The organism is Endozoicomonas sp. SESOKO2 (assembly GCF_024606245.1).
Lineage (GTDB): Bacteria > Pseudomonadota > Gammaproteobacteria > Pseudomonadales > Endozoicomonadaceae > Endozoicomonas_A.
Map to the genome: position 1 here is coordinate 1 of NZ_JAHHPQ010000339.1, position 2,489 is coordinate 2,489.

General features: G+C 47.4%; 4 protein-coding genes. 1 reads left to right on the forward strand and 3 read right to left on the reverse strand.

The features are described 5' to 3' along the window. Window positions 1-42 precede the first annotated feature (42 nt). Window positions 43-711, forward strand: coding sequence for a DUF4116 domain-containing protein (locus KDK17_RS07795; RefSeq protein ID WP_257287769.1), 669 nt, complete (start codon window positions 43-45; stop codon window positions 709-711). A 274-nt stretch (window positions 712-985) separates the two neighbouring features. Here KDK17_RS07795 and acpS read toward each other — a convergent pair whose 3' ends face one another. The 3 genes from acpS to KDK17_RS07810 all read right to left on the reverse strand — a co-directional run. Next, window positions 986-1,360: a holo-ACP synthase gene (gene acpS / locus KDK17_RS07800; protein ID WP_257274148.1), complete on the reverse strand. Its 375-nt coding sequence runs from the start codon at window positions 1,358-1,360 to the stop codon at window positions 986-988. Continuing rightward, on the reverse strand, window positions 1,357-2,103 hold the full coding sequence (gene pdxJ, locus KDK17_RS07805) for a pyridoxine 5'-phosphate synthase (protein ID WP_257252961.1): 747 nt from the start codon (window positions 2,101-2,103) through the stop codon (window positions 1,357-1,359). The genes acpS and pdxJ overlap by 4 nt, the downstream gene beginning before the upstream one ends. Then, window positions 2,100-2,489, reverse strand: a 390-nt coding sequence (locus tag KDK17_RS07810) for a DNA repair protein RecO (protein ID WP_257287770.1), incomplete at its 5' end; no start/stop codon positions are given. The genes KDK17_RS07810 and pdxJ, both read right to left, overlap by 4 nt.

Here is a 2,489-nt window from a genome sequence, read left to right on the forward strand (position 1 = left end):
CAGCATTGTGATTTAGCTGCATAAGTTGAGGCGACATCTACCTTGAAAGTTACCGTCTTTGAAATGGCCGAAAAAGCTTACTACCAGCTTATGAGAGCTAGAATTCCTGATAGAGATGCGGAACTTCGGCAGATCCTTACCGCTATGACCAAACACCTTCAACCGAATGTTGCTGCAAGAATAACCAATGAACTGCTTGCTCACATGGCCATTGAGACCGGCTTCCTGGAGGTTTTTATTCCAATCTTGCGTGAAGAATTTGACTTAGATCACGACAGGGAAAGGGTGCTTTTTCTGGTTCAGCAAAATCCAAGGATATTCAGTTATATCGCTGACAGATTTAATGATGATAAAGAAATAGTTAAATCTGCCGTAGAACAGCAAGGAAATTTATTAAGTTATGCCAGCAATCGTCTCAAAAATGACCTTGATGTGGTTCTGTCAGCCATCAGAAACTACTCTCCCGCTCTTTCTCTTGCTGGGCCGATGGTAAAAAACGATGAAGCCCTGTTAAAGAGACTCATTGAGGAAAATCCTTACGCTCACTACTTTGTTAGCCTTGCCACTGAGTCCCTTAAAAATGACAAGGACTTTGTCCTGCCATTGCTCTCACGAGACGCCTTCATCTATGAATTCCTCAGCGACAGACTGAAGTCTGATCCGGATATTCAAGCTGCAATCCGGAACCAGGACGATGGATTCAGGAAATAGGCCAATATCATGCGGGGTGCCCTGCCTGATTAGAGACCGCATACAAGAGTCTGGTTGAAGTGCGCATTTAACAAGTCAGGAATACGCTGGAAAGACCAGGCGGCATCAATTATGCCGTCATGATCTGGAGTTTAATCACAGCTCGGGAAACCATGTTTTTGACCGTAAGCATGATTTTATCACTTCGGCCAGTGACTTTATGGAGGTCATTCATATCGAGATGTCGGTCTACGGCGTCAAGACAGATTTTGTTGTGAAGAAAAACAAATAAGGGCTAGCTTTCGAGAACGACAAAAGCAAGAGCATGTTCGGTTTCATCAGAGAGGCTCAGATGAATCGCTTTGATCCCCCTCTCTTTTTGAAGTTCAAGCGCATGCCCCAAAAAACGCATATGAGGCGCTCCCTGCTCATCACTGAATGTCTCAAGATGCCGAAAAGAAACCTTGCCTATCCCGGTCCCCAGAGCCTTGGAAGCAGCTTCCTTGGCGGCAAAGCGTTTGGCCAGCCAGGCTGCCTGCTGAGGCTGAGACCTAAAGGTTTTCAGCTCAGAATCCGTAAGAATACGGCGAGCAAAGGCTTCTGCCCGCCGCTCAAGGATTTTCTTAAATCGTGCGATACGGGCGATATCCGTGCCTATACCTGCAATCATTTATGAAGAGAAGCTCTCAGCATTAAGGTCTTCATGTCTTTTACGGCCGTTTTCAAACCGGTAAAGAATGCGCGACCAATAATAGAATGACCAATATTCAACTCATTAATGCCATTGATAGCAGCCACAGGCTCCACGTTCTGATAGTTCAGACCGTGCCCGGCATTCACTATCAACCCTTTAGACAGGGCAAAATCAGTGCCCTCTTTTAGCCTTTCCAGCTCTGCCTGCATAACTTCAGGTGTTTCTGCCTCAGCGTATGCACCAGTATGCAATTCAATAACCGGAGCACCCGCTTGAGCAGAAGCTTCAATCTGATTGAGATCCGGATCAATGAAAAGTGAAACTTCTATACCAGCGTTAGCCATTCGAGAGCAGGCTGAAGATATGGAAGACATCTGCCCAACAATATCCAACCCACCTTCTGTGGTCAGTTCTTCACGCTTTTCGGGCACCAGACACACCGCGTGAGGCAAAACCTCTTCAGCAATGGCCAACATCTCTTCCGTAGCAGCCATTTCCAGATTCATACGCGTCTGAAGCACATTTCGAATCAGCCTCACATCCCGGTCCTGGATGTGACGACGATCTTCGCGCAAATGCAGAGTAATGCCATCAGCTCCCGCCTGCTCAGCCTCTATGACGGCCTGAACCGGATCAGGATAGGTGCCTCCCCGGGCCTGACGGATGGTTGCTATATGATCAATGTTCACACCCAGCAGGATGCGGTTGTGCGGAATCATGAGACAAACTTCTCTCTGGTAAGGAAAAATTCCCGACTTTTCAGCGGCTTCTCTCCCACCAGGGGAGCCAGTGCCAAACGGGTTAATCGTTTAAAACCCGGAAAATGCTGAACGTTGTCAAAACGTCTCTCTGCCAGAGACACTAGCAGCTCTCCGGAAAAATAACGGGGCCGATCTTTTTCCCTGATCGTTAGAACAGGTAAAAAACCTACTCCGGTTTTGAATTCGTAGAGCAGATCAGGTTGTATATCTGCCCCTGATGCAGCATCAGAAGTCAACGACGGGGCATAGCCGGTCATTTCCAGCAACTCAATCTCAAACACTCTCAACAAGGGTTGCAGCGGAGCGCCCGTAGTGAGTTGCTCCAATACAACGCTATACAACTC

What these genes read in the sequence shown, in the direction of transcription:
- acpS (WP_257274148.1), bottom strand. Translation starts at nt 1,360, where the DNA reads ATGATTGCAGGTATAGGCACGGATATCGCCCGTATCGCACGATTTAAG.
- pdxJ (WP_257252961.1), bottom strand. Translation starts at nt 2,103, where the DNA reads ATGATTCCGCACAACCGCATCCTGCTGGGTGTGAACATTGATCATATA.